24 protein-coding genes and 1 pseudogene are annotated in these 25991 nt (G+C 69.3%); 22 read left to right on the top strand and 3 right to left on the bottom strand.

All coding sequences use genetic code 11. The features are described from left to right. The first annotated feature begins 4 nt into the window (after positions 1-4). From ACFWY6_RS09000 to ACFWY6_RS09010, 3 genes are all read left to right on the top strand, one after another. A complete protein-coding gene (locus ACFWY6_RS09000; protein WP_384687546.1) occupies positions 5-2128 on the top strand; it encodes a P-loop NTPase fold protein in 2124 nt (707 codons plus the stop codon). A 111-nt stretch (positions 2129-2239) separates the two neighbouring features. Beyond that, entirely contained in the window at positions 2240-2443 is a 204-nt protein-coding gene (locus tag ACFWY6_RS09005; RefSeq protein ID WP_384687547.1) for a hypothetical protein, read from the top strand. A gap of 224 nt (positions 2444-2667) precedes the next feature. Continuing rightward, complete coding sequence (locus ACFWY6_RS09010) at positions 2668-4353, top strand: cytochrome bc complex cytochrome b subunit (RefSeq protein ID WP_384687548.1); 1686 nt, start codon at positions 2668-2670, stop codon at positions 4351-4353. Here the strand turns inward: ACFWY6_RS09010 and ACFWY6_RS09015 are convergent. After that, positions 4278-5798, bottom strand: a complete 1521-nt coding sequence (locus ACFWY6_RS09015; protein ID WP_384687549.1) for an aminotransferase class I/II-fold pyridoxal phosphate-dependent enzyme — start codon at positions 5796-5798, stop codon at positions 4278-4280. The genes ACFWY6_RS09010 and ACFWY6_RS09015 overlap by 76 nt on opposite strands. 73 nt (positions 5799-5871) lie before the next feature. On the opposite strand from ACFWY6_RS09015, the gene ACFWY6_RS09020 reads away from it, so the two are divergent. The 6 genes from ACFWY6_RS09020 to ACFWY6_RS09045 all read left to right on the top strand — a co-directional run bounded on the left by ACFWY6_RS09020 (position 5872) and on the right by ACFWY6_RS09045 (position 11833). Then, positions 5872-6870 (top strand): LysR family transcriptional regulator, encoded by a 999-nt coding sequence (locus ACFWY6_RS09020; RefSeq protein WP_384687550.1) that lies wholly within the window; start codon positions 5872-5874, stop codon positions 6868-6870. Positions 6871-7103: 233 nt separating this feature from the next. Further along, entirely contained in the window at positions 7104-7886 is a 783-nt protein-coding gene (locus ACFWY6_RS09025) for an MHYT domain-containing protein (RefSeq protein WP_384687551.1), read from the top strand. A 108-nt stretch (positions 7887-7994) separates the two neighbouring features. Next, the gene (locus ACFWY6_RS09030) at positions 7995-10316 is read left to right on the top strand and encodes a nitrate- and nitrite sensing domain-containing protein (RefSeq protein WP_384687552.1); all 2322 of its coding nucleotides are present in this window, start codon (positions 7995-7997) and stop codon (positions 10314-10316) included. Then, entirely contained in the window at positions 10316-10777 is a 462-nt protein-coding gene (locus ACFWY6_RS09035) for a roadblock/LC7 domain-containing protein (RefSeq protein WP_360764462.1), read from the top strand. The genes ACFWY6_RS09030 and ACFWY6_RS09035 overlap by 1 nt, the downstream gene beginning before the upstream one ends. After that, positions 10774-11223: a DUF742 domain-containing protein gene (locus tag ACFWY6_RS09040; protein WP_384687553.1), complete on the top strand. Its 450-nt coding sequence runs from the start codon at positions 10774-10776 to the stop codon at positions 11221-11223. The genes ACFWY6_RS09035 and ACFWY6_RS09040 overlap by 4 nt, the downstream gene beginning before the upstream one ends. Beyond that, on the top strand, positions 11204-11833 hold the full coding sequence (locus tag ACFWY6_RS09045) for an ATP/GTP-binding protein (RefSeq protein ID WP_384687554.1): 630 nt from the start codon (positions 11204-11206) through the stop codon (positions 11831-11833). The genes ACFWY6_RS09040 and ACFWY6_RS09045 overlap by 20 nt, the downstream gene beginning before the upstream one ends. A gap of 61 nt (positions 11834-11894) precedes the next feature. Here the strand turns inward: ACFWY6_RS09045 and ACFWY6_RS09050 are convergent, their stop codons facing one another. Beyond that, positions 11895-14111 (bottom strand): multicopper oxidase family protein, encoded by a 2217-nt coding sequence (locus ACFWY6_RS09050; RefSeq protein ID WP_384687555.1) that lies wholly within the window; start codon positions 14109-14111, stop codon positions 11895-11897. A gap of 295 nt (positions 14112-14406) precedes the next feature. Here ACFWY6_RS09050 and ACFWY6_RS09055 point away from each other — a divergent pair, with 295 nt between their 5' ends. Beyond that, on the top strand, positions 14407-15597 hold the full coding sequence (locus ACFWY6_RS09055) for a sensor histidine kinase (RefSeq protein ID WP_384687556.1): 1191 nt from the start codon (positions 14407-14409) through the stop codon (positions 15595-15597). Next, entirely contained in the window at positions 15594-16277 is a 684-nt protein-coding gene (locus tag ACFWY6_RS09060) for a response regulator (protein WP_384687557.1), read from the top strand. The genes ACFWY6_RS09055 and ACFWY6_RS09060 overlap by 4 nt, the downstream gene beginning before the upstream one ends. Before the next feature lie 936 nt (positions 16278-17213). Here ACFWY6_RS09060 and ACFWY6_RS09065 read toward each other — a convergent pair. After that, on the bottom strand, positions 17214-17396 hold the full coding sequence (locus tag ACFWY6_RS09065) for a hypothetical protein (protein ID WP_384687558.1): 183 nt from the start codon (positions 17394-17396) through the stop codon (positions 17214-17216). Positions 17397-17778: 382 nt separating this feature from the next. On the opposite strand from ACFWY6_RS09065, the gene ACFWY6_RS09070 reads away from it, so the two are divergent. The 11 genes and pseudogenes from ACFWY6_RS09070 to ACFWY6_RS09120 all read left to right on the top strand — a co-directional run. Next, positions 17779-18069, top strand: coding sequence for a hypothetical protein (locus tag ACFWY6_RS09070; protein WP_384687559.1), 291 nt, complete (start codon positions 17779-17781; stop codon positions 18067-18069). Further along, positions 18066-18599, top strand: a complete 534-nt coding sequence (locus tag ACFWY6_RS09075; RefSeq protein WP_384687560.1) for a hypothetical protein — start codon at positions 18066-18068, stop codon at positions 18597-18599. The genes ACFWY6_RS09070 and ACFWY6_RS09075 overlap by 4 nt, the downstream gene beginning before the upstream one ends. Beyond that, on the top strand, positions 18599-18973 hold the full coding sequence (locus tag ACFWY6_RS09080; RefSeq protein ID WP_384687569.1) for a phosphotransferase family protein: 375 nt from the start codon (positions 18599-18601) through the stop codon (positions 18971-18973). The genes ACFWY6_RS09075 and ACFWY6_RS09080 overlap by 1 nt, the downstream gene beginning before the upstream one ends. 480 nt (positions 18974-19453) lie before the next feature. After that, a complete protein-coding gene (locus ACFWY6_RS09085) occupies positions 19454-19783 on the top strand; it encodes a hypothetical protein (RefSeq protein ID WP_135335256.1) in 330 nt (109 codons plus the stop codon). Between the two features lie 53 nt (positions 19784-19836). Next, on the top strand, positions 19837-20148 hold the full coding sequence (locus ACFWY6_RS09090; protein ID WP_190084597.1) for a pore-forming ESAT-6 family protein: 312 nt from the start codon (positions 19837-19839) through the stop codon (positions 20146-20148). Between the two features lie 54 nt (positions 20149-20202). Further along, a complete protein-coding gene (locus ACFWY6_RS09095) occupies positions 20203-20604 on the top strand; it encodes a DUF6507 family protein (RefSeq protein WP_384687561.1) in 402 nt (133 codons plus the stop codon). Further along, complete coding sequence (locus ACFWY6_RS09100; RefSeq protein ID WP_384687562.1) at positions 20601-23033, top strand: hypothetical protein; 2433 nt, start codon at positions 20601-20603, stop codon at positions 23031-23033. Before ACFWY6_RS09095 ends, ACFWY6_RS09100 begins: the two co-directional genes overlap by 4 nt. Further along, positions 23030-23890 carry an immunity 49 family protein gene (locus ACFWY6_RS09105; RefSeq protein ID WP_384687563.1) on the top strand — a complete coding sequence of 287 codons (861 nt, stop codon included), beginning with the start codon at positions 23030-23032 and terminating at the stop codon, positions 23888-23890. The genes ACFWY6_RS09100 and ACFWY6_RS09105 overlap by 4 nt, the downstream gene beginning before the upstream one ends. Positions 23891-24002: 112 nt before the next feature. Continuing rightward, complete coding sequence (locus ACFWY6_RS09110) at positions 24003-24305, top strand: hypothetical protein (RefSeq protein WP_384687564.1); 303 nt, start codon at positions 24003-24005, stop codon at positions 24303-24305. Positions 24306-24345: 40 nt separating this feature from the next. Next, positions 24346-25701, top strand: a complete 1356-nt coding sequence (eccD, locus tag ACFWY6_RS09115; RefSeq protein ID WP_384687565.1) for a type VII secretion integral membrane protein EccD — start codon at positions 24346-24348, stop codon at positions 25699-25701. A gap of 9 nt (positions 25702-25710) precedes the next feature. Then, a pseudogene (locus ACFWY6_RS09120) lies at positions 25711-25991 on the top strand (hypothetical protein); the annotation flags it as partial.

Here is a 25991-nt window from a genome sequence, read left to right on the forward strand (position 1 = left end):
CACGGTGGACGACCCGGAGCCGGCGAAGGCGGTCTGGAACCGGCTTGCGGACGAGCTGACCTACGGGGACGCCGTCGGCCGCCTGCACGCCGAGGACAAGGTGCTCAGGGGCTATCTGGCGCAGCAGCACATGACGGGTGTGGACGAGGAGAAGGTCACGGCGGAGTTCCACCGGCAGCATGTCGTCGGTGAGGTACTGGCCTCGGGATACGGGGAGTACGAGGAATACCAGGACGCCGTGGAGCAGCGCGACCGAGCGGTGGAAGAGTACGGACGTACGCGCTTATCGGCCAGGCGTCTCTTTCTGCTGCTCTGGCTGGTGACACTGCGCTGGCAAGTCGCTTTCGTACGCCGCCAGTGGCGCAATGCGCTGCCGGCCGCGCTCGCGGATCAAGTGGGGCCGGTACTCAGACGCCTGATCGGGGAAGACCACAACACCCTGCTCGTCACTCCCGACATTCTGGGGCTCGTCGAGGTGCACGATCTGCGGTACGTCGTTCCGCACCGCGAGCAGGAAAGCCTCGACGCGAAGATGGAGTTGATGGCCGGCGGGACCCTTGCGATCTCCGGTCCGCGCGGCGTCGGGAAGTCCACTCTCCTCAGGGACCTGGCGGAGAAGCGGCGCGCGGACAACCATCTCGTGGTCCCCGTGGAGATCCCTTCCGCCTACGTCCCGCAGGAATTCCTCCTCTCGCTGTTCCAGCGGGTGTGCGAGCAGTTCCTGGCGATGCACGGGCGGGCGCCCGATTCGTCGTTCGTCTTCCTCGTCAAGCTGCGCAAGCACATCCTGCTGCGGATCCGCGGGGCGGTGTCGTTCTGGGGCCGACTGCTCGTCGCCGCGGTCCTGTTGTCCGTCGCGCTGGCACCGGCGGCAGGGGCGATGAACCAGTCGCTTGACGGCGGTTTCTCCGGATGGCTGACGCGTACGTGGAATGACATCTGGGCATCGGCGGTGCAGCTCTGGACGGACCACCCGTGGCTGACGCGCGTACCGCTCGCGCTGCTCGGCCTCGGCATTCTGGTCTCGCTGCCGAGGTGGCAGAAGAAGTCGCCGCTCCTCAAGGAATGCGTCAACTACCTCTATCTCCTGCGGACCGCGCAGAGCACAAGTCTGGCGACCACCACGGGTCTTACGCCCTTCTCCGCCGGAACCATGGGCGCGGGCCGCACCACGACCCTCTCCTCGCGCACGCTCACCTTCCCTGAGCTGGTGGTCCACTTCCGGGACCTGCTGGAACGCATGGCCAAGGCGGCGGGCAGCGGCCGGATCTTCATCGTCATCGACGAGATCGACCGCATCGGTACGGCGGACGACGCACGATCGCTGCTCGCCGAGATAAAGGCGGTCTTCGGTATTCCGAACGTCTACTTCCTCATCTCCGTCGCCGAGGACGTGGGCGCCGATTTCGTCCGCCGAGGGCTCCCGGTCCGGGACATCATCGACAGCTCATTGGACGACGTCGTCCATATCGAGCCCCGGACCCTGGAGGAATCGCACGCCATACTCCAGAACCGGGTCCCCGGCCTGACCACCCCTTTCATCGCCCTCGCGCACTGTCTCTCCGGCGGAATCACACGAGACCTGATCCGCTACACGCGCCGGATGGTCACCATCCCCAGCAGCGGCCGCAATCAACTGCCCCAGGTGGCCCACGCCCTGCTCTGGGACGAGTTCAGGGAGACCCTGTCCGGCTTCCGCGTGCTGCTGGCCAGGGCCGACCACCCGCCCGACTGGGCACAGCGCATGGACGACACCCGCCTGGCCGTCCTGCTCCTGCAAGAACGGCCCGGGGACGAGCAGACGGCGCTCGCACGTGACGCCGTCCGGCGCCTCATCGACGCGGCGGTACCGCCGGCGGAGAACGCGGCGGACACCGGCCCCTCACCCGAAACCCGGCGCCAGTGGGAAGAGTTGGGGGCGTACGGCGACTTCATGCTCACCCTCCTCGGCTTCTTCGGCCGCAAGAACTTCCCCACCCTCGATGACATGAAGGACGCCGGAACGGCATGGGACGTGCAGCGCCTGGCAGAGGCGCGTCGCGAACTCGCCCTGTCTCCGGCGGCGACACGGCTCGCCCTGAAACGGTTCCGGGAGGCGTGGGGAATGCCGGAAAGCGACGAGCCTTAGCCCCCTCCAACAGGCCTTATCGCACAGCGTAACCGCCCGATATGCCCAGAGTGTCCGCGCGTGCCACGATGAAGGAACCCATCCCCCCGACACTCACGAGGAGTGACACTCATGGGTAAGCAAGAGCGATCTGCCCGCCGGCGCGAGCAGGGGAACAACCCCCAGCAGGACCCCATCCAGCAGGGTCAGCGTCAGCAGCAGGAGCCCGGTCAGGCCGGCCAGCGCAGTGATCGACAGCGCCAGCAGGCGGAGCGCGGCATGATGCCTGAGGACCGCGCGGCGCGCCAGCAGGAGATGAGGGACCGGCAGGCCTGAACCCCGGGTCAAACCTGTGGGTGATCGAAGGGGCGCACCAGATCGGACGGTGCGCCCCTTCACAGCGTCACCTCTCGGCGTCACCTCTCGCGTCGCCGCACGGCGTCACCTCTCGGCGCCAACGCGCCCCGCCCTTCCGTGACATGGGCCACACACCGGCTCCGGCATGTCACACTCCGCCCGTCCGGCCCGTCCCGTGTGTGAGCGCCCACGGGAGGCAAGGGATGTCCGAGAGCACCGCCCCGAAACGGACCGAGCAGCGGGCAACGGGAGGCGAACGCGTCGCCGACTGGGCCGACGGACGGCTCGGCGTCTACGGAATCAGCCGCAAATACCTCCGCAAGGTCTTCCCCGACCACTGGTCGTTCCTGCTGGGCGAGATCTGTCTCTACACGTTCATCATCCTGATCGTCACCGGCATCTATCTGACCCTGTTCTTCCACCCGTCGATGAACGAGGTGGACTATCACGGCAGTTACCTCCCGCTGAACGGCGTCCGGATGTCGGAGGCGTACGCGTCGACGCTCGACATCAGCTTCGACGTACGCGGCGGACTGCTCATCCGGCAGATTCACCACTGGGCCGCGCTGATCTTCGTCGCCGCCATGCTGGTCCACATGATGCGGCACTTCTTCACGGGGTCGTTCCGCAAACCCCGCGAGCTGAACTGGGTGTTCGGCTGGCTGCTGCTCGTACTCGCCCTGTTCGAGGGCCTGTTGGGCTATTCACTCCCGGACGACCTGCTGTCCGGTACGGGGCTGCGTTTCGTCGAGGGCGCGCTCCTCTCCATACCGGTCGTCGGAACGTATCTCTCGTTCTTCCTCTTCGGCGGTGAATTCCCCGGCGACGACATCGTGGCCCGCTTCTACTCCATCCACGTCCTGTTGCTGCCCGGCATCATGGCGGCGCTGGTCGTGACGCACCTGATCCTCGTCGTCTACCACAAGCACACCCAGTTCCCCGGCCCCGGAAAGACCGAACGCAACGTCGTGGGCGCGCCGTTCTTCCCCGTGTATCTCGCCAAGGCGGGCGGATTCTTCTTCCTGGTCTTCGGTGTCGTGACGGTGATCGCGGCGATCGCGTCCATCAACCCGGTCTGGTCGTACGGGCCTTACCGCGCCGACCAGGTCTCCACGGGCGCACAGCCCGACTGGTACCTGGGCTTCGCGGAGGGCCTGGTCCGCGTGATGCCCGGCTGGGAGATCACCCTGTGGGGCCACACCCTGGCCCTGGGCGTGTTCATCCCCTTCATCGTGTTCCCTCTGATCCTGCTCATGATCGGCGTGTATCCGTTCATCGAGGCGTGGATCACCGACGACCACCGCGAACACCACCTCCTGGACCGCCCCCGAAACCGCCCGGTGCGCACGGGACTTGGCGTCGCCTGGCTCACCGTCTTCTTCGTGGCGCTGATCGGCGGCGGCAACGACATCTGGGCGACGCGCTTCCATCTCTCCCTGAACTCCGTCACCTGGTTCGTGCGCGTGGCCCTTTTCGCGGGCCCGGTGATCGCGTTCGTGGTCACGCGGCGGGTCTGCCTCGGGCTCCAGCGACGGGACCACGACAAGGTGCTGCACGGCCGGGAGACGGGCCGGATACGGCGACTGCCGCACGGCGAGTTCGTGGAGGTCCACGAACCCCTGGAACAAGGCGAGTTGTACCGCCTGACCCAGCACGAACAGCCCACCCCGCTCGAAGCACTGCCGGACACGGACGAGCACGGGGTCCGCAGGCGGGTGCGGCGGGCGGAGCGGCTGCGGGTGGCGCTGTCGCAGTGGATGTACGGGGAAGGGGCCCAGATCCCGAAGCCGCGTCCGATGGTCGACGCGGGAGTTCAGAGCGAGGAGCAGGCGCCGGCATCGACGACGCGAAGGCCCCCGACAGCAGGGTCGAGTGCGCCGCGTACGTAACCGTTGGGCGCCGCGGCGGTCAGCTGGAGGAAGTCGACCACCTCCCGTGTGATCACCTCGCCCGGCAGCACGTTCGGGATTCCGGGGGGATACGCCGCCAGGGTGTCCGCCGAGACCATGCCCACGGCGTCCTCCGCGCGTACCGCCCGGGAAGGGCTGAGGAAGGCCTCGCGAGCCGTCATCAGCGCGGGTCCGGGGAGCGGCAGTCGCGGGCGGTCGGCGGTGGGCGCGCTGTCCGGCGGTGCGGACGGGAGGCAGTGCAGCGCTTCCACGAGGCGATCCGTGTCCGGGACGGACCCCGCGCCCACCACCGCGACGATCGCGGAGTCCGTCGCCACCTCGACCATGATCTGGTGGTCGCGCGACAGGCGGTGCCGCGCCTCGTGTCCGCTGATGCCACCCCTGCGGGTGTCGATCGCGATCCGCAAGGGATCGGCGGCGGCTATGTCGGGGAATCTCCCGAAGGTGTCGCTGACGATGGTGAAGCGGCCGAGGCCGCGGATCACCCGTCGTATCTGGTCGGCGGCGGACACGGATGCTCCGATGGCTGCCCGGTCGCGTACGAGAGCGGCGCGTGCGACGTCGAGTGAAGCCGTCAGGAGCGCGCTCGCGCTCGTCGACTGGACCATGCGGAAGGCACGGTCGACCAGCGGCTCAAGGCGCTCGGCGAACGGTCCTTCGGCGAGGTGCAGCATCGCCGACTGCGTGAGGCTGCCCGCCAGCTTGTGCGTGCTGGAGACGACCAGGTCGGCCCCCTGGGCGAGGGCCCCGGCCGGCAGGTCGGGGTGGAAGCCGAAGTGCGAGCCCCAGGCCTCGTCGACGAACAGCGGTACGCCGGCGCAGTGCGCGGCGTCGGCCAGGCCGCGGACGTCCGCCGCCGCACCGAAATAGCTGGGAGTCACCACGTAGGCGGCCGCGGCATCTGGATGCTCCGCAAGCGCCTTGGCCAGGTCCTCAGGGGTGATGCCGTGCGCGATGCCCTGGTCGGCGTCGACCGACGGATGCACGAAGCGGGCGCGCAGGCCTGAAAGGACAAGACCGTCGATGACACTCGAATGGACACTGCGCTGGACGACGAGTGCGCGGCCCAGCGACGGCGCCACCAGCGAGGCGATCTGGTTTCCCTGCGACGCCCCGTTCGTCAGGAACCAGGTGCGGCGTGCGCCCCAGGCGTCCGCCGCGAGTTCGAGGGCCTGGGCCAGCGGCGATCCGGTGCCGAGATCGAGGCCATCGAGGAGAGGCGGGAAGTCCAGGCGGAGGGCGTCGGGGCCCATGAGCGACGTCAGCTGATCGAACCGGGCGGTGTCCGCCCCGTGGCCGGGCACATTCAGCCGGAGCCAGCCGCGGCCCGCATGGGCCTGCAGCGCCGCGGCGTACGGAGCGTGGTGCTGGCCTGCGGCGGTAGGACACTGTGCGGCGGTTGCCGCGGTGGCGGTGCTGTTCACGCCGCCGAGCGTCGCAGGCTTTCAGCCATCGAGGAACACAGGAGTTACCTGCACTCCTCCATATGCTGTCTATATGCTTGAGCTTCGTCAGTTGCATGTCCTTACGGCGATCGCGCGCGAGGGGTCGCTCGCGGCGGCGGCCCGGATGCTGCACTACAGCCAGCCGACGATCACCCACCACCTGGCCGCGCTCGAGTCCCACTTCGGTGCCCGGCTCGTCCAGCGCGGACCCCGGGGAGCCGAGCTCAACGAACTCGGCGCCACCCTGCTGCCGCATGCCGAAGCGGTCCTGGAGCGGCTCGGTCTGGCCGAGCGGGAGCTCCGCGACCTGGCCGAGCGGGGCACCCGCACCCTGCACATCGGGACCTTCCCGACCGCCGGCGCCCTCCTGCTGCCGCCCGCGGTCAAGGTGCTGCTCCAGGCCGACGTGCACGTCTCCATGACCGAGGGTGAACTGCCCACTCTGCTCAAGGGGTTGCGGGCCCGGGAACTGCACGCGGCGCTCGTCTTCTCCCAGCCGGGCGACGGGCTCGACCTCGACGACGACTTCGATCTGCATCCCCTGCTGCACGACCCACTGCAGTTGGTACTGCCGGAGGACCACCGCTGCGCCGGCCAGACGCACGTCCGCCTGGAGGACCTCCGCCAGGACAACTGGATCGGTGCCGCCGATCCCGGCGATCCCTGCGACCGCGCTCTCGCGCGTGCCTGCGCGCAACACTCGTTCCAGCCCGTGCACACACTGCGGACGGACGACTACGCGGTCGTCCAGGGCTTTGTCGCCGCGGGCGCCGGAGTGGCGGTCATCCCCCGCCTCGCCCTGGGGACACCGCATCCCGACGTCGTCCTGCGACAGCTCGAAGGCGAGCCCCTGGCGCGCGAGATCAGCGTCGTCACCCTGCGCACGTCGGCGGCCTCCACCATCGCGACCTTGATGGACTGCCTCGACCGACAGGCGGGAGAGATCCGGCGGCGCTGGGCGGATGCGGGTGCGGATGCCGATACGGGTGCGGATGCCGATCCCGATACCGATGCCGCGGTCGGCGCCGATGCCGACTCCGTGCCGGAGTGACACCTTCCGGTTGTCTCGACCCCAATGCCCGAAGCGCCCCGAGGCGCGGCGTGACAAGGGTCGCACCTGAATGCGCGGGCGATGGACGCGCTGTCGCCGCGTGCCCCCTGATCTTGGGCTTACCCGCTGGTAGGCGGCTTTTCCCCATGATTCAAGCGCTGTTGCGGAAGATCGCCTGCGTGTTAGCGTCCCGGACCGTCGGGGGGCCGACCTCGCTGAGCGAGAGGAATTCCGTGGGTCACATGCACCATCTGGCAGGCGGCTGGATCACTCCGGCCCTGTCGTACGCCATGGCCGTCGTCGGCAGCGCGCTGGGACTGCGCTGCACCGTCCGGGCGTTGGCCGCCGAGGGAAGATCGAAAAGGAACTGGCTCGTCACCGCGTCGATCGCGATCGGGGCCGGCATCTGGACGATGCACTTCATCGCGATGCTGGGCTACACCGTCGACGGCACGGCGATCCGTTACGACATCCCGCTCACCCTGCTGAGCCTGATCGTCGCCATCGGAGTCGTCGGGGGCGGCGTCTTCATCGCCGGTTACGGCGGCTCCCGCATCCGGTCCGTCCTGCTCGGCGGGCTCGGCACCGGACTCGGCGTCGCCGCGATGCACTACATCGGCATGGCCGCGGTCCGGCTCAACGGCAACCTTGCGTACGATCCCGTCGTCACCGCCGCTTCCGTGGTCATCGCCATCGTCGCCGCATCGGCCGCGCTGTGGGCCGCGCTCACCATCCGCGGCCCCGCGGTCGCCGCCGGCGCCGCCCTCGTCATGGGCCTCGCCGTCAGCAGCATGCACTACACGGGCATGGCGGCCGCCTCCGTCTCCGTCCACGCCGGAACCACCGCACTCGACGGCGCGAGCGCCACCTCCTTCATCCTGCCGCTGGCCGTGGTCCTCGGCTCCTTCCTCTTCCTGACCTGCGCCTACGTCGCCCTGTCGCCGAGCGCCCAGGAGCGCGCCCAGAACGAGGCCGCCGCACGGCCGCTGCGCGAGGTGGAGCTGCCGGCCGCCTGAGGCCGCTTCGCAGCCCAGCACTTCCCCGCGACCTTCGCGCCGCCCCCTCGCCTCTCCCCCTCTTCCCCTCCCCCCAACACTCCTGCTCCGCCAAGGAGACGCTTCGCCATGCCCGAACGCCCTCTGCTGCCCGAACGGCTGCGCCCCAAATCCATCAGAGCCAAGGTCGTCACACTGCTGACCGTCCCGGTCGTCTCGCTGATGGCCCTGTGGGGCCACGCCGCGGTCACCACCGCATCCCAGGTCTCGGCCACCGAGCAGCTCAAGGAGATCAACTCCGCTCTGATCAGGCCCATTTCGGATTTCACCACCGCCGTACAGGCCGAGCGCACCGCGGCCGTCGCCCACCGCGCGGCCCCGAGCGCCGCGACCGAGAGCACTCTGGACGCGGCCGCGTCCCGTACCGACAAGACCGTCACCGCCCTGCGCTCCGGCATAGCCTCCGACACCACCGACATCGCCGCGCTCGACACCACGCTGCCGGACCGCATCAAACGACTCCAGGACAGTGCCCGGTCGCTCATCGCGACCCGCCAGTCCGCCAAGGACCACACCACTGGAGCGGACGCTCTTCTCGCCCGCTACACCACCGCCGTCGACCAGGCCTTCGCGGTGCGTACGGGGCTCTCCGGCGCCGAACGCGGAGAGCGCGACGAAGCGCGCTCGGACTCCCGTGACGTGATCGAACTCGCCCGCGCCCGCGAGGCGTTGAGCCGGCAGGACGCCGTGCTGGGCGCGGCCAGGGCGACGGGAGCCATGTCACCCTCGCAGTACCGCGAGTTCGTCGGGGACGTCGCGCTGCAGCGTGAGCTGACGCGAGCAGCGGTACCGGACTTGAAGTCGCCGCATGCGGGCGCGTACCACCAGGTCCTTGACGCCGAGGCCACGAGCCGCGTGACCGAAGCGCAGGACGCCGTGCTGAACGCCGGTGCGTCCCGTGCCGTGAGCGCCGTGCCGGCCGAGCAGTGGCGAGCGGGTGCGACGGCGACCCTCTCGGGCCTCGCCGACGCCGAACGCCGGGCGACGGCGGCGGGCACGACAGCCGAGCCCTACTCCCTTTCCACACTGGGCAGTTCGGGCCTCGCGGTGATTCTCGGCCTGGTCGGCGTCGCGGTGTCCCTGCTGCTCTCCGTACGGATCGGACGCGGCCTCGTCACCGACCTCACCAGGCTGCGCAACACCGCGCTCGACCTCGCCGCCACCCGGCTGCCCGCCGCGATGCGCCGCATCCACAACGGCGAGGACATCGACCTCGACCAGGAGGCGCCGCTCGCCCGCACCCAGATCCGGGACGAGGTCGGGCAGGTCGGAGCCGCGCTCACCACCGTCCAACGGGCCGCCCTGCGTGCCGTCGCGGGCCGGGCCGCCGTCCTCACCGGTGTCTCCGGCGTGTACGTCAGCCTCGCCCGCCGCAGTCAGGCCCTGCTGCACCGCCAGTTGGCGCTTCTGGACACGATGGAGCGCCGCACGGACGACCCCACGGAGCTGGAAGACCTCTTCCGGCTCGACCACTTGACGACCCGCATGCGCCGGCACGCGGAATCGCTGCTGATCCTGTCCGGCTCCGCGCCGGGCCGCGCCTGGCGCAACCCCGTGCCGCTGATCGACACCGTCCGGGCCGGCATCGCGGAGGCCGCGGACATCAAGCGCGTACGCCTGGAGGGCATCCCCGATCTGCGGCTCGACGGCAGCGCGGTCGCCGACCTGGTGCACCTCGTCGCCGAACTCACCGACAACGCCGCCCAGTTCTCGCCTCCGCACACCCCCGTGGTGGTCCGCGGAGAAGAGGTCGGTGCCGGTGCCGTCCTGGAGATCGAGGACCGGGGTCTCGGCATGGGGGACGACGCGCTGGCCGCGGCCAACGAGCGGATCCGCGCGACGGACGTCGACCTCCTCGACTCCCGCAGGCTCGGCCTGTTCGTGGTCAACCGCCTCGCGCAGCGCCGGCACCTCGAAGTGACGTTGCGCCGCTCGGTCTACGGCGGGGTGACGGCGCTGATCGTCATCCCGCGGCACATCCTCGAGGCCCCGCAGCCGGGCCTGCGTCCGCTTCCGGAGCCGGATCTGCCGACGCCTGTTATGCCGGAGCCTGTTCCGCCGGAGCCCGTTCCGCCGGAGCCGGATATGCCAGGCCCGGATCTGCCGGAACCGCCTCCGCCCGTGTTGGATGCCCCGGCCCCGTCCCCCCGCCAACGCACGGACACAGCCACCGACGAGTCCGAGGAACCCGCCACCGAAGACGGGCTCCCGCGCCGAGTGCGTCAGGCGAACCTCGCCCCCGAGCTGCGCAAGGGCGAGCCGGAGCCGCAGGCACCCCGCCCGACCCGGCGCTCGCCCGAGGCGGCCCGAGCCACCATGGCCTCCCTCAGCTCCGGCCGCCGCCGGGCCCAGCGGGAACAACCGGACACCACCACTGAAGGAGGTCTTTGATGACCCCGACCTACAACGTCACCAGCCTGGGCGGCGGCAGGGACGACCACTCCCCCGAGGGACCGGGGGCGGGCATCGACTGGCTCCTCGACGACCTGGTGACACGAGTCCCCGAAGTCCGGTACGCGGTGATGCTCTCCGGCGACGGCCTCTGCGTCGGGGCCTCCACGGGTCTTGGCCGCGACGAGTCCGAGCGCTTCGCCGCGATCGCCGCCGGCTTCCACTCCCTCGCCAAGGGCACGGGCCGGCACTTCGACGCGGGCGGCGTCGTCCAGACGATGGTCGAGCTGGAGGGCGGCTTTCTCTTCGTGGTGGCCGCGGGCGACGGCTCGTGCCTCGCCGTGTTCACGGACGGACATGCCGACATCGGCCTGGTGGCGTACGAGATGGCGGTCCTCGTCGAGCGCGTACGCGAACACCTGGACGTCCCCACGAGGACGGACGGCGACGACGCCCCATGACGACCCCGCCCCCGAACCGGCACGGCCCGCACCCGAACAGGCCCGGACCGCACCCCGACCGGACCACCGACGCCTGGACGGACCGCTACGACGAGGCGGCAGGCCCTCTCGTCCGCCTCTACGCCATGACCGCCGGCCGCGCCCACACGGACAACGGCGCCGAGCGCATCGACCTGATGGCCGTCGTCCGAGCCACCGGAGCCACCGCCGGCACGGCGCTGCCACCCGAACAGCGCGATCTGCTGACCCTGTGCGGCAGCGGCCCGCGGCCCGTCGCGGACCTGGCCTCGGACATGGGCCTCCCGCTCGGTGTCGTACGCGTCCTGCTCGGCGACCTGACGACCCACGGCCTGATCGGCATCACCCCGCCCGCCGCCCCCGCACACACCGCACGCCCCGACATCCCTCTCCTGCGAGAAGTGATCAATGGCCTCCGCGCACTCTGAACAAGCCCCACCCGCCGCCGACTTCACCGCCCTGAAACTGCTCGTCGCCGGCGGTTTCGGCGTGGGCAAGACCACCCTGGTCGCCTCGGTCAGCGAAATCCGGCCGCTGCGCACGGAAGAACAACTCACCGAGGCTTCCCGCCCAGTCGACGACCTTCAGGGGGTGGAGACCAAAACAACCACGACCGTCGCCATGGACTTCGGCCGCATCACCCTGGCCGACGACCTCGTCCTCTACCTCTTCGGCACACCCGGCCAGGACCGCTTCTGGTTCGTCTGGGACGAGTTGGCCACCGGCGCCCTGGGCGCGGTGGTCCTGGCCGACACCCGCCGCCTCGCGGACTGCTTCGCGGCGGTCGACTACTTCGAGAGCCGCGGCATCCCCTTCACGATCGCCGTGAACTGCTTCGACGGCGTCCGCACCCACACCCCCGAGTCCGTGCGCCGCGCCCTCGACCTGCCGCCCGACGTGCCGGTCAGCCTGTGCGACGTACGAGACCGGGCATCGGGAAAGGACGTACTGATCACCCTGGTGGAACACGTCCTGCACCACGCCGAGCAGACATCCCGGGACGCCTCGGTGCCGTCACCCAAACAGTGGCCACTCTGAGAGAGCTCAGTGACATGGTCGGTACGGCGGCCACGGCTTGTTTCCGGCGCATCAGGGCTCCTTACTCGGGCTTGTTGCCGACGGGGCCGCCGATCTCGTACGGCGTGGTGACGTTGTCGTACGCGAGGTGCATGACCATGCCGAGCTTGCTGTGCCAGAAGTTGTGGCAGTGGTCCATCCAGATGCCGGGGTTGTCGGCCTTGAAGGCGACCTGGACCTCCTCGCCGGGCCGGACGAGCACGGTGTCCTGCCACATCGGGCTGCCGGAGGCCCGCTTGCCGTTCTTGCTCAGCACCAGCATGTGGTGGCCGTGCAGATGCATCGGATGGTCCTCGTTCCCGCGGTTGGTGAAGGTGGCGCGGGCCAGGTCACCTTCCTTGATCATCAGCATCGGGGTGTCCGGGAAGACACGGCCGTTGATGGTCTGCTTCAGCCCGAAGCTGCCGTCGTAGAAGCCCAGCCACTCGTCGAAGACGAGCTTGTAGTCGCGGTCGAAGTCGCTGTCCGGGCCAAGTTCCGTCTTCTTCGGGCTGCCGTAGCTGTACGGGTCGAATGCGGGGCCGCTCAGGTCCGCCTTCAATTCCCCCTTGCCGCTCGGCGAGTACACGATGCCCGCGTCCGGCGCGCTGCCGTCGGTCACCCGCACCGGCCCGCCGGGCATGGTGAATTCGATGTCCATCCGGTTGCCGCCGCCCAGCACCAGCTTCTTGCCCTTGAGCGCGGTCGGCTTGTGCACATCCGTGCCGTCCAGGGCAGTGACCTTGTACGGGACGCCGTCAAGGGCGAACTCGCGAGTGGCACCGCTGGTGTTGGCGAGCCGTAACCGTATCTTCTCGCCCGGCTCGGCGCGGCGCCGCTCCAGCTCGTCGGAGGCGCCGATCGCGGACACCACACCCTTGTCGGTCTGCCAGTCGTGGGCGAGGACGCTGACGTCCTTGTCCACCGGCCGGGTCTGCTCCTTCGGCTCGATGACCAGGGCGCCGAAGAGGCCGCGTTCGACCTGCTCGGAGGCGGCCTGGTGGGAGTGGTACCAGCGGGTGCCGGACTCCTCCACGCGGAAGCGGTAGGTGAAGGACTTGCCGGGCAACACCGCGTCCTGGGTGGCGCCGGCCACGCCGTCCTCGCCGTTGGGGACGTCGACGCCGTGCCAGTGGATGGTGACAGGGGTCTTGCCGGGCAGCTCGTTCCGCAGCTTGATCTCGACCAGATCGCCCTCGGTGACCCGCAGTTGAGGGCCGGGGACCTGGCCGTTGTACGTCCAGGCGTCGACCGTCCTGCCGGAGGCCAGCTCTACCTTCTTGGCCTGCGCGGTGAGGGAGAAGCGCCGGTCGGGCACACCACTTCTGGGACCGCGCAGGTCATCGACGGACACCTCGTCCGCTCCGCTGGTGCCCGGGGCCATGTGGTGGCCGCCGGCCGTGCCGTGGTGCTGCCCGGCGACACCGCCGCCCCAGTCGGCGCTGCCCTTCATCATCGAGAAGGTGTGCGGGAGCCGGCTGTCGGCGATCCCGTAATCGACCAGCCCCACCACGGTGCCGAGCACCACCACGGCCGTACCCAGCCGGATTGCCAGCGCCCGTCGCCGGGGGATCTCACGGCCCGTGAAGAGGCGTTGCAGCCGCGCGTTGGCACGCCAGACCAGCAGCCCGGCGACCGCGGCGGTGATCAACCCGTAGGCGATGAGACTGATCCAGAACGACCGGTCCGGTGGCAGGAAGATCTGCGCGGAGCAGGCGAAGCCGCCGAAGGCCGCGAGCCTGGGCGGCACGACATGGCGCGGGGACCGGGCGCGCGACTGCTCATCCAGCGGCACCGGCGCATCCGGGTCGGGCAGCCTTCCCCAAGCTCTCGGCTTCGCTCGAGCAGGGGAGACCCCACTCCAAGCTCTCGGCTTCGCTCGAGCAGGGGAGACCCCACTCCAAGCTCTCGGCTTCGCTCGAGCAGGGGAGACCCCATCCCCGGCGGCGGATGCCAGCCACGGCACCGTCCAAACGGCGGTGGCGATCACGGCCGGGAGCAGCATGACGAAGGTGGTGAACAGCCGCCGGTCGCCCACGAACGCCCACCCATGGAGGGCAAGCAGCCCGTACGTGACGAGCCTGGCCGCGGTGAGCAGCAGGGCGACGGCCACCAGCACCAGCGCGATACGGGACATCCGCCGCATGCGGCCGACGGTGCGGCGGCCTGGCTGCAGGCCCGTCGTGACGGCGGCGATCAGCCAGGCGGGGAGCAGGACGATGCCCAGTGCGAGCTCAAGTCCGGCTGCGGCGACGTACATTGGCCATCACCCCCGGCCCTGCGACCGTCGGGCCGCGGTCGACGGCGGCTGCGGTGGGCGTCTGCGTGGCCGGCGGAGGCCGCGGGTGATCTGGTCGCCGAGGACCCGGAGGCGGCGGCGCCCTGCTGTGGTGGATTCGGTGATCTCAGGCATGCCGTCAGCGTGGCGATCACCGCACCGGCCGGGCATCCGCCGATCCTCGCTCTCTTCCTCGGCGGAAAGTCGCGGCCCGGGCGATGCTGCGTACAACTTTCGATCGACGCGTGCCCTCCCGCACCGCGGCTAGCGTGCAGCCATGACTTGGGACAGTCGCCTCACGGCTCACCGGGTACGCCTGCGGCCGGTGGAGGGTGCCCTCGTGGCGCTGGCCCTCGCCGCGGCCACGGCCACCATCGACGGGATGCCCGCGAGGTTCGACTACCTTGCCGCGCACCCGCCGCTCTTCGTGGCGATCCCGGTCGGGCTGGTCGTCGGCCTCGCGTCATGGTTCCGTCAGCGCCGTCCCGAGCTGCTTCTGCCGGCCGCGCTGGGTGCCTATGTGCTGCTGTCGGCCTGGATCACCGTGGTGTTCGCGCAGTACGCCCTGGCCGACCGCGCCGCCTCCTGGCGCCGGGTCGCCGTCGCCTCCACGGTCTCCGTCACGGTGGTCGCCCTGCCGATATGGCGGGGCGGCGGCTTTGACGCGGCAATCATGAGCGTGGGCATCTGCGTCTTCCCGGCCCTGCTCGGCCTGTACATGGGCGCCCGCCGCCGCCTCATGGCCGAGCTGCGCGAGCGCGCCGAGCGGGCCGAGCGCGAGCAGCAGCAGCGGGTGTTGCAGGCCCGCAGCGACGAACGCGCCCAGATCGCCCGGGACATGCACGACGTCGTCACCCACCGCGTATCCCTGATGGTGCTGCACGCGACCGCCCTTGAGGCGACCAAGGGCGCGTCCGCCGTCGACATGGCCAAGCAGATCGGCGCCATCGGCCGCGAGGCACTGACCGAGCTCCGCTCGCTGGTGGAGGTCCTGCACACCCGACCCGAGGCCCCGCTCGCCCCGCAACCCGGCCTGGCCGAACTGGAGACCCTGATCGCCGACTCCCGCAGCCTGGGGACGCCGGCCACCCTCGAACTGACCGGAGAGCACGGCACCGACCGCCCACCCGAGCTGCCGGCCCTGATCGAGCACGCCGTCTACCGGGTGGTGCAGGAGGCCCTGACCAACGTCCACAAGCACGCCGCCGACGCCGAAACCCACGTCCGGGTCCACTGCACCCGCCGGCTGCTGCACCTCACGGTGATCAACCAGCACGGTATCGGCGGCAACCCCTCCGGCCTGCCCAGCGGCGGCCACGGCCTGCTCGGCATCGCCGAACGGATACGGCTCGTCGGCGGCGAACTCACCGCAGGTCCGACCCCGGACGGCGGCTTCGAGATCGCCGCCGAGATCCCGCTGGACGACGTACCCCAGAAGCAGCCCGCCCACAGGGAAGCCACGCGATGAGCGAGACGACGATCCGGGTCCTGATCGTGGACGACGAATGGATGGTGCGCTCCATGCTCAGCACCATCTTGGCCTCCGCCCCCGACATTGAAGTGGTGGGCGAGGCATCGGACGGCAACACGGCGGTGTCGATGGCCGCCGCCCTGGAGCCGGACGTCGTCCTGATGGACATCCGGATGCCCCGCTCCGACGGCCTGACCGCCACAGAGCGCCTCACCCGCTCGCCCCGCCCGCCGCACGTCGTCGTACTGACCACCTTCGACCTGGACGAATACGTCCAGACAGCGCTACGTCACGGGGCAGTCGGTTTCCTGCTGAAGGACGCCACCGCGGACGACATGATCGCTGCGGTGCGCAGCGCGGCCCGCGGCGACGCGATGCTCTCCCCGAAGGTGACCCGCCGCCTCATCCGCCGCTTCACGGAGGACGACGACGGCCCCTCCGCCGAGCGGCAGCGCCGCCGCTCCGAGGCCCGCAGCCGCCTGGAGGCCCTGACGGAGAAGGAGCGCGAGGTCCTGATCGCCCTGAGCGGCGGCCTCTCCAACACCGGCATCGCCGCGGCCCTGCACGTGAGCGAGGCCACCGCGAAGACCCACATCAGCCGGATCCTGTCGAAGCTCTCCCTCACCAACCGCGTCCAGGCGGCGATCCTGGCGCACCATGCGGGGCTCGTGGACTAGGGACTTCTCCGGCCATCCATCGACAGCTCGTCAAACAATTCCAACAGCCGCCGGGGGGGGCACCTCAGTTACACCCGCTGGTCGGGGCAAGCGCCGCCTGCCGGAGGGGGTACATCTGGAGTACAGAGCGGACGCATCCCTCCGAGGTGGGACATGAACCGCAGGAACTATCTCCGTATCGCGTTCGCGATCGGCGCCCTCGCGACACTGGCCATGACCCTGTGGGTGGCGACCTGGCTGGTCAAGAACTTCTGACCGACGGGGCCCGGCCCGCCCAGTCGGCGCCACCTGGCTCATTCCTGGCCAGGGCCCCGGCGGGAAGCAAGCACGCTCAGCCTCCCCGCGGATCCCTCCACGCACACGAGCCTTGCTGGTCGCGTGTTCGCCGATTCGCCATACGGGTGAAATCGGCGCTCTTCTGACGGAACCCCAGGGGCGTGTCGCCGCTCGTTGCTGTTGGCTGCATCGCAGAGATCGACAACGGGAGGTGCGCCTGATGCCCCAGTACGGCGCACTCCTGTGCCGCCTGTCGCGAACTGCGGGCGTCATCTTGCTCATCGCCCTTGCCACACTCCTCCATGGGAACGCGACCTCCGCGGCCAGCCCGGCGATGCCAGTATCAGTCGCCGCTCCCGACAGTCTGCTGGGCGTCGCGTGGGGCAGCGTCGAGTCGCACCGACACGAATCCGTCCAGCACGACGGTGCCCATGCCTGGCGTGCCGGATCAGGCTGTTCGAGCAAGATGCGACACCCCTCGGTGGCACCCCAAGCTCCCAGCTCCGTCCATGTCGGTGCCTGGCACTGCACGGCTTCGTCCGCCCAGCTCATCCGTCGGGCTGCCATGACCCCCGCACCCGATTCTGCGACGGATTCCAGCCGCGTCCTGCGCTGCTGACCGCTCCCGCGTCCCCGGCAGACGCCCGGGGTCGCCCCGCGTCAGTCTTCCTTCTCCCGCAGGAGCAGCCAGTCATGCCCGCAGATCCCTTCGCGGTCGTGTGCGCCTTGGTGCGTGCCGAAGCCGCCCGCAGTGCCTCCCTCGCCGGACCGTCGCCCCAGGCCCGGACGTCCCAAGTCCAGCCACGTCCCGCCGTCGAGCCGCCGCACCCGCCCACGAGCCATCCGGCCCAGCCTGGTCACCCCCGGTGGCCCCAGCTCAGCCATGTGCTGCGCGGATTCAGGCGCTCACCGTGATCCGTTCTCCGCGTGGTCATCCAGCACACGACCGGGCGCGGGACACTGCCGCACGCCTGAGGCGCCCACGCGGACGCGTGTTCATGCGGTGCCGTGGGGACGCCTCGGCGACCACGAACGCGAACCGCCCTCGACCGCATGCGGCGCGCCATGGACGAGCCGCCGCGCGACGACGACCTCGGACAGTTCGGCGGCCTCCTGACCTTTTCGCGAGCCAAGCAAGACGACTACCTCGGCGGCACGTACACGGCTGCTCGGACAGCACGAGCAGGCCCAGCACCACGCCGCGGCAGCCATAGAGGCCTACCGCATGGGACCGCAGGAGGAGCGTTCGTACGGCGACGAAGCCCTGGCCCAGCTGGACCTGTTCACGATCGGCATCCACCAAGGCGACCTGGACGAGGCCGTGGCCGCACTGGACCACGTCCTGAACTTGCCGCCCGAGATGCGCATTCGCCAACTCGGCAACGGGATGGAGCGACTCGGCGCCCTCGTACGCCGCCCCGAGCTGAAGCACAGCCGAGCAGCAGGCGAACTCGCCGACCTGATCCGCGGCTACCAAGTCATCGACGGAGAAACCGCGCTACCGTCGGGGCGATGACCACGACATCTCTCGCCCCCGAAGATGCCGCCCGGCAGGCCTGCGCCACGCTGAACCTGCCCACCCGAGGCCTTACCCCCGTACGGGCCCACGCCACCTCCGTCTACGCCCTCCCCGCCGCCAAGGCGATCGTGCGAGTCAGCCGCGCCGACCAGCACGAACACATAACCCGAGCCGTGACTCTGACCCGCTGGCTGGACGACCACGACATCCCGGTCACACAGCCCCTCGACGTCCCGCAGCCCGTCACCGTGCACGCCTACACGGTCAGCTTCTGGCACCACTACCCCCAGCCGGACGACGCCCCGACGCCCCACCCCGAACACCTGGCGGGAATCCCCCCGCCGAGCCCACGCCCTGCCGCCACCGCCCTGCGCACTGCCGATGTACGAGCCGCTGTCCTCCCTGCGGACCACGGTCCACGCCAGCACATCGCTCTCCCCGGACGACCGGGCCTGGCTGCTCGGCCGCGCCGAGACGCTGCTGGCGACGTACGCCGAACTGGACTTCCCGCTGGGCCACGGCACTGATCCATGGGGACGCCTACCCCGGCAACACGCTGTGGGACGAGAAGGACTCGCTGGTGCGGCTCGGCGACTGGGACGAGGCGGCCTACGGGCCGCGAGAGCTCGACCTTGCGAACACCGTCCAGGGGGTGCGCTTCGGGCGCACCACCGCTCAACTCCGGGCGTTCTCAGCGGCGTACGGCCACGACCTCCGCCAGTGGCAGGGCATAGCCACGCTCGTCGCGATCCGGGACCTGCACACCCTTGGCTTGGGTCCTTCGTTCGCCGGGCCGATCGGGGGATGCGAAAGCATCGGCTCAACTCGGCTATCGGCTATCGGCTATCGGCTGGGCACTTTGCGGATGGGAGATACGACGGCCAGCTGGGGCTCCCATTGAGCGCCGTGCTGCCATCAAGGCTGTCGGACGTACGCCCAGCCTGCGACGGCGCCCTCGACCGTGCCAGACGTAGACCTCCACCCCGGTGCCGCGCTGCTTGATCAGCTCGCACTGCGTCGGCACTGGGCTTCCGCACGATACGCAGATTCGGCCACGGCCAACGGGTTACGCAGCTCCTGACGACAGCACCGCCCTTGCTCCGCACCGTACGGCAGCACCCGGCGACCGCAACGCCACAGGAGTGTTGCCCCCCCTTCACAGCGCGCTCCAGCAGCCGGCGGGCACCCGGCCTCGTGGCAGCGCGCCTCCTCCCCCAAGGCCACCCGCCATGGCACAGATCACGCCACCTGACCCTCAACCGCGTTGCGTCTGCAACTCTTCATGGGAGAGGATGTTCGATACGCTACGTGGCGCGAGTGACGCATGTGGTTTCCGTGATGAGGAACTGCCGCCGCGTACAACACAATTCGGGGTGGGGTCATGAAGTTCGACATGGGAGACACGACTCTCGCGGTACTGGGAAAGAACACCGTGGGGTCCAGCGACGATCTCGGGACGCTGATCAGCCTCCTTGTGCAGGCGGCCGAGCCGCTGGAGGGCAAGTTCAACGGGGCGGGCAAGGCGACCTTCGACTCGTTCAAGCTGCGCGCGGACGAGATCACTTCGGACCTGAACGGGGCACTGTCCTCGATCCTGGGCGGCCAGGCGGGCATGGACACCGCGTTCGGCTCCGGTGACCAGGAGCAGTCGGACAACGCCCACCAGAACATGGGCGCGGCGAACTTCGACGGCGCCCGCTTCTCCGGCTGAGCCGACCGCACCACTCACCTAGCCAACTTTTCGTACGCAGGGGGAACTTCGCCATGGCTGGAACCCAGGATCGCCGCTCCTACGACACCGGCGCCTCGGCCGATGTGCAGGGCGGCCTGCAGATCATCATCGGCCAGCTGGAGCGGGTGCTCGGCGACCGCGACCGCGCCGTGAAGGCCGCGATGGCCGACTACCAGGCCGACGGCGTGTCAGACGACTACCACGGCAAGGAAGTCCGCTGGAACAAAGCGGCCAACGAGGTCCGCGAAATCATCCGCCTCGTGCGCACCACGCTGGAGCAGAACGACGGCACCGCCCAGTCGACGCTCGCGCGAGCGCGGGCGGCGGTCGACAACATCGGCTGACAGGCCTGCAGCAGATGGGCATCCGGGGGCACGGGGCGAAAGCAGGGGGTTGGCATGCCGAAATGGGATATTGAGCCGGGCGGGGTGAATGACGTCCTGTCGCGGGTGAACGACGTACTGGGCGCACTGGATCGGCACGTGGGCGGGTACGGCGAGGACCTGGGGGGCGCCGCGAAGTGGTCCGGTGCCCTGGTATCGGGCGACGCCGACGGCGGGGGCCAGAGTCCGGTCACGGGTCTGGTCGCCGCGGCGCTCGTCGATTTCGCCGAAGGCACCGCCGAGGAAGTGCAGTTCATCGGCGCCCGGGCCGGGCAGTCGGTCACCGGCGCGATGCTGGCCACCGCGGCCTACGAGGCGGGCGACCTCGAGATCGCGGCCGAGGTGCAGCGCTCCGCGGCCAGTGTCGTCGACCCGGTCCTAGAGCGGCCGATACCCCTCACCCGGGGCTCGCTGTGATCACTGCGAAGGACGTCCCCCACTTCACGGGTGATCTGGAACAGGTGGAGCAGCACGCCTCCGGGCTGCGGACCCATGCAGGCGCCCTGCGCCAGGCGGGCAGTGTGGCGCACAGCAAATTCCAGGGGCTCGGGGCCTTCTATCGGGCGCCCGAGGCGGAGGAGCTGTTCGCTTCCACCGCGCCGGTGCGTGATCGGGCGGACCTGTTTGCATCGAAGGTCGAGACGGTCGCCGGGGCGCTGGATGACTACGTCGGTGCGGTCAGGCCCATCATCGCCCGCCTGGACCGTCTGCGGACCCGGGTGGCTACCTTCGTGGCGGGTCTGAAGACCGACGGCGGCGAGATCGACGACGAGTGGACCCAGGACCAGGACAAGATCGACCAGCACGACGCCCTGTGGGACGAGATCGGCCAGGCCCAGGCGGACTTCACCGCCGCCGAGACCGCCGCCAACAACAAGATCACCGCTCTGGTAGGCGGCCCCCAGTACGTCCCGCAGGGCTACGAGGGCACCTTGGTCCCCCTCGGTGCGCGGGTCTACGGCTATACCGCTGAAGCGCTCAAGCACGCCGACAAGCTGCCCTGGGGCACCCCAGAGGCCCTCACCTACGACAAATTCGACATCACCCACCATGTGGAGGACGCCGGCGTCAGCGTCAAGGACAACATCGTCGGCACCGTCACCGGGCTCGTGGACCTCGTCAGCCCCGGGGAGGACGGCGACGCGGCCCGCAAGGGGCTTGGCATGTCGGTCCTCGGCCTGGAGTCCTACCTCTTCGACCCGCTCAACAAGCAAGACTCGCCCTGGAAGGAACAGGCCGCCGAGGGCCGCCCGTATGCCAAGACCTTCGCCAAGTCCCTGGTCGGCTGGGACGACTGGGCAGACCGCCCGGGCAAGGCCACCGGCACCGTCTTCTTCAACGGCCTGACCCTCGCCTCGGGACCGCTGGCCGCCGTCTCGAAGATGGCCAAGGGCGGCGCCGTCGCCAAAACCGCCGGCGCCCTGGCCAAGGTCGGCGAGGCCATCGACCCCATCAGCGCGACCGCCAAGACCGTCGGCGCCACCACCCGAGCCATACCCAAGATCGCAGACGTCACCGCCCGCGCCCGCGCCGGATTCAACAACGTCCCAGACGCCGGATCCACCAGCACCGTATGGAGGTTCGCCCCAGGCTCCGAACTCCATGTCAGAAGCGGCGAGCTCGTCATCCTCAAGAACGGCGTCCCCGACACCACCCCGCCCCGGGTCGAACTCTCTGCCGACGAACGCACCCCCTCCGTCGAGGCACCACGCGAGCATCAGCTCGTCGGCGCGGGCGCACGGGCGCCGGAAGCCAGTGCTCATGCGGGCGAGAACCTGCCGCCACAGGCCAGCCATGGCCCGCCTCCCGGGGGTGGCGGTGGCAGGCACGGCGCTGAAGGCGCCAACCACCCCACGGGACCTGCTGGAGCTCACGCATCGGGGCCAACGGCATCCGAGGTAGGGCCCATCAGGCCTTCCGGTGGTGACCATTCCGGCAGGGGCGGGGGCGGTCACGGCGCCAACAGCGGAGGCCGCGGCGGGGCCGCCGACCGCCTGTCCGAGGCCGAGAAGGACGCGATTCTGCGGCGGCAGGTAGAGAAGGCAAATACTGATCCACAATGGCGCAAGGACCACTATTACTCTAGTGGTCGCCGAAGGTCGATCGAACTCCGGGATGAACACGGAGATCTACTTCAGTCCCATTTGCTCCCAACCGGCGATCCGGCGAGGCCATGGACGGCTGCCACCCCGACGGTCAAGCCCGATTACCTCCCAGGGAAGGAAGTCGGGCATGTCTCCACACTACATCCAGATCACCGTCCGGAAATGCACGAAATGGCCAGCCAGCGAAGGTATTCGATCGACTACGATCAGGCCGCGGAGAGATTTAAGCGTGAGACGTCGGCTCGCTACGAGCAGGACAACTCACTCGAAAACGAGCTTGCCAAAACTGAGGCAATATATGAATACAAGTCCACGCACACTCACATGGGAATCAGCGGCGAGAACCTAGGTGAATACGCAGCAGAGTTCCATGCCATACCCGACCATTTCCAAGTTGAGAAGCGACTGGACGACGGAGCGCGTGGGCAGCACCGATTCGACCAGATCTGGCGCACCAAGGACGGCAGAATCGTCGTCGTCGAGGCTAAGGCCGATGTCGGCACAGAACTCAACAGGAAGAGGATCGGCAGCCGTTACTACTCACAGGGCACTCGCGAATACTTCGACGCGATCCTACTCAAGATGGAGGATCGCGGCGAGATCGAGCTTGCTGACGAGCTCAGCCGTGCACTCGACGAGGGAAGGCTCGACTACGTGGAGGTCAAAGCCCAGTCGGCTGGTGATAAGTACAATGGGTACGTGATGAGGTACTTCGACATCAGCCGAAAGCCTAAGCCATGACAATCATCGTGCCACGCCATGAATTCCCCACCTCTGCCGCAGAGGATCGCGCGCGACTACTCGACAAGAGCGTCCGACGTCGAATTGACTCCCTGGAGCAGCATCCCGAGAATATTAACCTGGCATTCGGCACATCAGTACTCGCGGCACACACGCACTGTGGGCACGACGCGCGTGCAGCGCTGTTGCCGACGTGGGAGGCGTGGGTAACGGCAATGCAGCTGGGATCTGCACTGTTCGCTTCAGCCACCACCACGGCGGGCTCAGTTGAATGCCGTATCGCCGACCAGGTCCAAGATCTCCCTGCGGCTGGCCCGCAGCCATACGCCGATGCCGGAAACTGGCTGACTGCCTTCTGGCTGGCGATCGTTTGCCGGGAACGTGGCCGATTGACACAACTGGCCAACGTGCCAATCTCCCTGCTTGGTACGTCCGGGGCCGCCTATGACGATTACGTCTACCCATGGGTGGAAACTCTGCAGAAGTGGTGGCGTGAAGGTGGGGAGTTGGGCGACCTCCTTGTCGCCGCCATGCGGGGAACCGACCCCGCTGCCTTGCGGGTGGCGGAGAAGGATCTGGTTCTAAAGATCGAGTATCCGCCCATCAACTTGTTTGCTCACTACGTCACCCAGGATGCCGAGAAATTCAACGAGGCCCTGGCCGACGCTCTGAACTGGCACAAGTCATACTGGACCGAGGACGAGGAACGCCGCGGCAGCAGCACCGGCCTGGTAGCGCTCGGCCCCCTCGCCATCACGTGCCTCGCATACGACGCCGATCTCCCCATCGAAGTCGAGTCGGAGTACCTGCCCAAGCATCTCATCGAGCGCGGCTGGATCGGTGAGTTCCCAACGTGAGTAGGTCCCGTGGCCCATCAACCCGCATAGGATTCCGATGAGTTACCCCTGGGTGCCTCGTGGCACCCCACTCCCTGTCGCCAACGTGCACCCCGTTGCGTAGGGCCACGATATGGCGGCCCAGGACTACGACAGCCAACTGCTGGAGTCGGTGTCGGTACGACGCCGACGGCTTCGGGATGCCCTGCTGTTCGGGGCCCAGCGGCAGCGGCGGACCGTTGATGAGCGGTTGGGGAAGGTGTTCGCCGGGGTGGTGATCGCGGCGGTGTTGTGTGCCGGGTGTGTGGGGTGGTCGTTCATTTCGCATCGGCTGATCGGGAAGAGCCCCTACAGCTCCTCCGTGCCTTCCACATCGCCGTCCGCCCCGGCTTCTTCGCCGTCCCCTTCGCCCTCCGTAACGCCTTCCTCTCGATGATAGGTTCGAACGCGTGATATCTGCGGGGCCGTTGAGCCGCATGAGCGGTACGAGTCGTACGGCCTTGAGCCGGGTCACCTTGGTCGGGGATCGGCGGCGGGTGGATCTTGTGCTCCCCGCTCAGGAGCCTGTCGGGCTGCTGATTCCGGAAGTGTTGCGGCTCCTCGACGATCAAGCCGCCGGTCGGCCCATGCTGCGGCATCTGGTCACCGTGGACGGTTCCGCCCTCGCGCATGACAGCACGCTGGAGTCCGCCGGGATACCGGACGGCGCCGTGCTGCGGCTCGTGCGGGCCGAGGACGCGCCCTCCGCGCCCGTCGTGCACGACGTCACCGATGAGGCCGCCGATGACTTGGATGTCAGGGCCTGGAGGTGGGGGTCCGCGGCCCGGCGGGTGGTTGCCGGGCTTGCCACCGTTCTCTGGGCTCTTGTCGCCGGGGTGTTGGCGCGTGGTGAGTTCGTATTGGGGGATGTGGGCAATGCCTTGGTGGGTGTTGCCGTTGTTGCCTGCGTCGCCGGGGTCGTACTCGGGCGCATGAAGCGGCAGGGGCTCTCCGCCACGCTCATCGTCACCGCTGGGGCCATAGGAGCGCTCGGCGCCTGGACGTTGACCGACGCCCATGGCTGGTCCGGCGCCGTGCGAGTCGCAGGCGTGGCCCTTGCCGCGACGCTGGTGCTCCTCTTCCTGGGGTGGTTCTCCCCCTTGGGGCGGGGCGGGTTGATCGGAGCCGCCGCCGTCCTCGGCTGTCTGGTGCTGTGGGAAGCGTCCGTCGCCCTGCAGGACGGGGCCGGCACCGTGACCGAGCAGGCTCGGATGGGGTCCCTGCTCGTCCTCGTGTCCGTGGTCGTGCTCGGGGTGCTGCCCCGTCTCGCCCTGATGGCGTCTGGGTTGTCGGGGCTTGATGACCGGCGTTCGGGCGGGGCGTCGGTGAGCAGGTATCGCGTGGGTGCCGCGTTGGCCGCCACCCATCGGGGGCTCGCGATCGCCACGGTGGTCCTTGCCGTCTCGGCGGCCGGTGCCGGGATGTTGGTGCTGCGGGAGCCGACGGTGTGGACCGTGCTGCTTGCCGTGGTCACCGCAGTCGTGCTCGCACTGCGGGCTCGGGCCTACCCGCTGGTCGCGGAGGTCGTTGCCTTGTTCGCCGCCGCCGCTGTCGTCGTCGTCGCGTTGGTCGGCGTCTGGCTCGAACGGTCGGCGGGCGTTGGACCGCTGGCCCTGCTCGCCGGGCTCGCCATAGCTCCGCTCGCGGTCCTTGCGGTGCAGCCCGCCGAGCATGTGCGGGTGCGGCTTCGTCGCTTCGGTGACGTACTGGAGTCGGTCGGCGTGATCGCGCTGCTGCCGCTCGTCATCGGGGTGTTCGGTGTGTACGGGCGACTGCTCGACACCTTCGCGTAGGGGGTCGGCATGGCTCAAGAGGACGACTGGCAGCGGAACGTGCTGAAGGATCTGGGCGCGGGCACCACCGGCCCGGCGGTCGAGCCGACCGCCGTGCTCCGCAACGCGGAGAGTGAAGTCCCCGCGGACTCACGGCCTGCCCCTCAGCCGACGGCTCCGACCGTACGCGGCGTCCACCGCGACCCTCGTATCCCCATGCCCACCCCCGAGTCCGTGCCCACCATCGACCCCCGCCTGGCCCGGGCCCTGGGCATCCCCCAGCACGGCGACACCGCGGTCCGGCGCACCGG

The sequence above is a fragment of the Streptomyces sp. NPDC059037 genome, from assembly GCF_042740015.1.
Lineage (GTDB): Bacteria > Actinomycetota > Actinomycetes > Streptomycetales > Streptomycetaceae > Streptomyces.